The sequence below is a fragment of the Collinsella aerofaciens genome (genome assembly GCF_015555045.1).
Lineage (GTDB): Bacteria > Actinomycetota > Coriobacteriia > Coriobacteriales > Coriobacteriaceae > Collinsella > Collinsella aerofaciens_W.
In genome coordinates, this window is record NZ_JADNJQ010000050.1 from 1 (window position 1) to 5,110 (window position 5,110).

The window sequence follows — 5,110 nt, forward strand, 5'->3', positions numbered from 1 at the left end:
GGGTATGTAAATATACTGGTTGAGTTCGTTAAATCAGTGGTTGGTGATACCACTTACCAGATTTGTTGAACAATTGGTTGGCCATTAACCCAAATGAGGGACCTAGGTTGTAAAATACATGGTTGGGAATGTATTTTACGCAGAGAGGTCCGACCATGGCCGATAAGACCGCGTTCGACTACGTTAATGAGATATGGAGCATCGCGAACTACGTGCGCGACGTCATCCGCCCCGCCGACTACAACAAGCTCATCCTTCCCTTCGCTGTGCTGAGGCGCTTCGAGTGCGCCCTCGAGCCTACGCGGGCGGCCGTAAGCAGACAGGCCGCCAAGGGAGTCTGGGACGACGACGACCCGAAGTACTGCGCCCTCTCCGGCCACTGCTTCTACAACGTCACGAGCTTCACGCTCTCCAACCTCGGGGCGACGAAGACCTGTGACGCCCTCATGGCCTACATCAACGGCTTCTCCGTGAACGCCCGCGAGGTCCTGCAGCGCTTCGAGATGCGCCAGACCTGCGAGAAGCTTGATGAGAAGGGCATGCTCTACGAGGTGTGCACACGCTTCTCGGGCTTCGACCTCGGGCCCGAGACGGTCTCCGACCGCATGATGACCGACATCTACGAGCACCTCATCCAGCGATACGGCGAGGAGATCTCGCAGGACGCCGAGGACTTCATGACGCCGAAGGACGTGGCGAGGCTCGCCACGGCGCTCCTGTTCGCGAACGAGGACACGCTCCTCAACGCCGACAACGGCGACATCCGCACGCTCTACGACGGCAGCTGCGGCACCTGCGGCTTCATCTGCGACGCGCTCGACCAGCTCGACGAGTGGCACGACAAGGGGCACTTCAAGAGCCCAACCAAGATTGTCCCCTACGGCCAGGAGCTCGAGGACGCGACCTGGGCCATGGGCAAGGCCGCGCTCATGCTGCGCAATATCGCCGGGGGCTCGGGAGACGTGCTCGACCAGATGACCGACCTGTCGGCCGGCATCATGCTCGGCGACACCCTCGACGACGACAGGTTCGAGGGACGCACCTTCAACTACCAGCTCACGAACCCGCCCTACGGCAAGGAGTGGAAGAAGGAGAAGGACGCCGTCCTCGAGGAGATGGGCCGTGGGTTCGATGGCAGGTTCGGCGCCGGCAAGCCCGACATCGACGACGGCAGCATGCTCTTCATGCAGAACGTCGCGGCGAAGATGGCCCCTCCCAAGGAGGGCGGCGGGAAGGCCGCCATCGTGCTCTCGGGCTCCCCGCTGTTCAACGGGGATGCCGGCAGCGGGCCATCGGGCATCCGCCGCTGGCTGTTCAGCGAGGACCTCGTCGACTGCATCGTGAAGCTGCCGACCGAGATCTTCTACCGCACGGGCATCGCAACCTACATCTGGGTGCTCAACAACCACAAGCCGGAGAACCGCAAGGGGTACGTGCAGCTCATCGACGCCTCGGAGGAGAAGACCGCCCTGCGCAAGAGCCAAGGGAACAAGCGCTACGAGATCGGCGAGGACCAGGCCGCGTGGATCGTGCGCACCTACGTAGACGGGCACGACCACGGCAGGTCGGTCATCGTCCCGGTCGAGAACTTCATGTACCGCAAGGTGACCACGCAGCGCCCGCTGCGCGTTGTCATTGAGCCCTCGGTCGATGGGCTGGATGCCCTCTTTACCCTCAGCAAGCCCATGGAGAAGCTGTCGGACGCGAGCCGCGCCGCCATTCGCTCCTGGGTTGAGAAGAACGAGGGCGCCTCGCTCACATACAGCGAGGTCCTGGCTGCGACCGAGAAGCTTCACAAAGCGATCGAAAAGCCCAAGCCACAGAAGGCCGCCCTCGCCGACGCCCTCGTCAAGGTCTTCGGACGTCGAGACCCGTCCGCGACTCCCGCAATCGATGCGAAGGGCAATCCGGTGTTCGACCCCGAGCTCAAGGACACGGAGAACGTTCCAATCGGCATGGAAATCAACGACTACATGGCGACCGAGGTGCTGCCCTACGCTCCCGACGCCGTGGTGGACGAGTCCGTAAAGGACGAGCCGAAGTACGACGCCAAGAGCGGGCTCACGGCCAACCCGCTCGGCGACGGCGGGGTTGGCGTCGTCGGAACGACCATCTCGTTCAACAGGTATTTCTACAAGTACGAGAAGCCTCGCGACCCGCAAGTCATCGCTAAGGAGATCCTCGAGCTCGAGGACGGCCTCGGCGAGCTCATGAGGGGGTTCCTGGCATGAGGGAGACGAAGGACAGTGGCGTTGACTGGATCGGCGAGGTGCCGGTCAACTGGGAAATCGTTCCGATAAAGGCGGATGTTTCAATTGGACATGGCTCCGACCCCACAACGCCTGGTGATATTCCGGTTTGGGGCAGCGGGGGCGAACCCTTTAAAACCTGTGGCGAGCATAAGAATGGGCCAGCGGTGCTTCTTGGACGAAAGGGAACATTAGATTGCCCCCAACTTGTTACCGGGCTCTACTGGAACGTCGATACAGCTTTTGATGCGAAAATCACAAGTAAAAAGCTCTCACTGAAGTTCTTCTACTATGCTGCAACCTGTGTTGACATTAAGCCATATATGACCAACACGGCTAAGCCGAGTATGACTCAATTTGACTGGGACAATTCGAGAATCCCCCGCCCTCCACTTGCGGAGCAGCGACGAATCATCTCATACCTCGATGAGCGCTGCGCGGCCATCGACGAGGCAATCGCCCGCCAGGAGCAGCTCATCGAGAAGCTCGGCGAGTACCGCAAGTCCGTCATCCACCACGCCGTGACCGGCAAAATCGACTGTATGGAGGCCTAACCATGACAAAGGTCGATATGCATATCCCAGGCAAATCCGATCTCGACGTCAGTTTCGACGGCAGCCGGAAGATCCATCAGGAGGCGCCGTTCGAGCGCTACATATCTCGCAAGGTCGCAGGGCTGGAGCATTCGGGCTGGGCCCTCTCACCTGACGATACGGGGTTCGACCCGAACGACGCACTCGTGTTCGACGACTTCGTCGCCTGGCTCGAGGCCACCGCGCCGGAGAAGCTCGACAAGATGCGCCGAGAGAAGGGCGCCCGCTGGGCCGACCAGCTGAAGCGCGCCCTGGTGAAGAGTCTCGAGAGGAACGGCACCGTCCTCACGCTGCGCAAGGGCTTCCAGATGGCGGGCTATCAGACCATCGAGTGCATGGCGGGCTACCCGGACGACGAGCGCGTGCCCGGGGCGAGGGAGCGCTACGACGCCAACATCCTGCGCTTCATGCACCAGGTCCACTACCAGACCGCCGGGAGCAAGTCTCTCGACTTCGTCCTGTTCGTCAACGGCATCCCCGTCGCCACCGGCGAGGTCAAGACCGAGCTCACCCAGACCGTGCGTGACGCCATCGACGAGTACGCCGACGAGCGTAAGCCGGTGGAGCCCGACGGCGGCAGGAAGAACCCGCTGCTCATGTACAAGAGGGGCGCCGTGGTCCACTTCGCCGTCTCCGAGGACGAGGTCTGGATGTGCACGAACCTCGGCCCCTTCCCGAGCAAGTCGGCGAGGCCCCGCTTCCTCCCGTTCAACCTGGGACGCGACGGCGGGGCGGGCAACCCGGACGCGCCGGAGGGCGAGTACAGGACCCACTACCTCTGGGACACCATCCTCCAGCGCGACAACTGGCTGTCCATCTTCGACCGCTTCGTCTTCGAGGAGGTCGAGGACAGGCAGGACGCGAGCGGCCGGTGGCGCAGACAGGCGACCCAGATCTTCCCCCGCTACCACCAGTTCGACGCCGAGAGGAAGGTCCTGGCCGACGCGCGCGAGCACGGGGCGGGGCGCCGCTACCTCATCGAGCACTCGGCCGGCTCCGGCAAGACCGAGACCATCTCATGGGCTGCGCACGACCTCGCGAGGCTCCGCCGCGCGGACGGCGAGAAGATGTTCTCGAGCGTCGTGGTGGTCACCGACAGGCTGTCGCTCGACCAGAACATAAAGAAGACCATCTCCCAGCTCTCCAAGGTGACGGGACAGGTCGTCATGATCGGCCGCGACGAGAGGGGCAACGCCGTCTCGGACGGCTCAAAGAGCTCCCAGCTCGTCGAGGCCCTGCGCCAGAAGAGGGAGATCGTCGTGGTCACCATCCAGACGTTCCTCTACGCCTGGCCGGACATCGCGGTGCTGCCCGAGCTCGACGGCGCCGGCTTCGCGGTGATCGTCGACGAGGCGCACAGCTCCCAGGAGGGCAGCTCGGCGGCGTCCCTCAAGACCGCCTTCAACGCGGCGGCGGACAAGCTGAAGTTCGAGAGGATGCTCGACTTCGACGACGACTCGGGCGACGACGGGTCGGTCATGGACGCCTACTTCGCCCAGATGCAGGCGAGCAACCTCATGCCGCCGAACGTCTCCTTCCTCGCGTTCACCGCGACCCCCAAGGCCGAGACCAAGACCCTCTTCGGCACGCCGACGGGCGAGGAGGACGAGGACGGCAACCCGGTCATGGGCAGCTTCCACCTCTACCCGATGCGGCAGGCGATCGAGGAGGGCTACATCATCGACCCGCTCTCGGGATACGTGCCCTTGAAGACCCTCACGAGAATCGAGGACGAGTCCGAGGACGCCGACGGGAGACTCGTCGACGAGCGCCGCGCCAGGAGGAAGATCGCCAAGTGGCGCTCGCTCCACCCGACGAACGTCATGGAGAAGGCCAAGTGGATCATCGACCACTTCGTCGACAACGTGGCGCCGCTCCTGAACGGCGAGGCCAAGGCCATGATCGTCACCTCCGGGCGTCCCGAGGTCGTGCGCTACAAGTACGCGATAGAGGCGTACCTCCGCGCCCGCCCGGACCTCGACCCCGCCAAGGTCGAGCCGAGGCTGCGCTTCAAGGTGCCCGGCGAGCCGCTCGTCGCCTTCTCCCAGAAGGTCCTGGGCGACAGGTGCGTCCTGCCCGAGGACGAGTACACCGAGGCCAACATGAACCCGACCGGGCAGGGCCCGGTCGAGAGGGCGTTCGACCGCCCCGAGAGCAGGCTGCTCATCGTGGCCAACAAGTTCCAGACCGGGTTCGACCAGAAGAAGCTAGTCGCCCTCTACGTCGACAAGCCGCTCGGCAACGCCATCGAGATCGTGCAGACCTACT

The 5,110-nt window shown here is 63.3% G+C and carries 3 protein-coding genes; all 3 read left to right on the forward strand.

The features are described 5' to 3' along the window. The first annotated feature begins 155 nt into the window (after nt 1–155). The gene (locus I2E45_RS10170; RefSeq protein ID WP_015760613.1) at nt 156–2,231 is read left to right on the forward strand and encodes a class I SAM-dependent DNA methyltransferase; all 2,076 of its coding nucleotides are present in this window, start codon (nt 156–158) and stop codon (nt 2,229–2,231) included. Continuing rightward, nucleotides 2,228–2,803: a restriction endonuclease subunit S domain-containing protein gene (locus I2E45_RS10175; RefSeq protein ID WP_195445973.1), complete on the forward strand. Its 576-nt coding sequence runs from the start codon at nt 2,228–2,230 to the stop codon at nt 2,801–2,803. Before I2E45_RS10170 ends, I2E45_RS10175 begins: the two co-directional genes overlap by 4 nt. A 2-nt stretch (nt 2,804–2,805) precedes the next feature. Further along, nucleotides 2,806–5,110, forward strand: a 2,305-nt coding sequence (locus I2E45_RS10180) for a type I restriction endonuclease (RefSeq protein WP_195445974.1), incomplete at its 3' end; no start/stop codon positions are given.

Bases quoted from the DNA above. Each gene is read 5' to 3' on its own strand.
- I2E45_RS10175 (WP_195445973.1), top strand. From the start codon at position 2,228: ATGAGGGAGACGAAGGACAGTGGCGTTGACTGGATCGGCGAGGTGCCG.
- I2E45_RS10170 (WP_015760613.1), top strand. From the start codon at position 156: ATGGCCGATAAGACCGCGTTCGACTACGTTAATGAGATATGGAGCATC.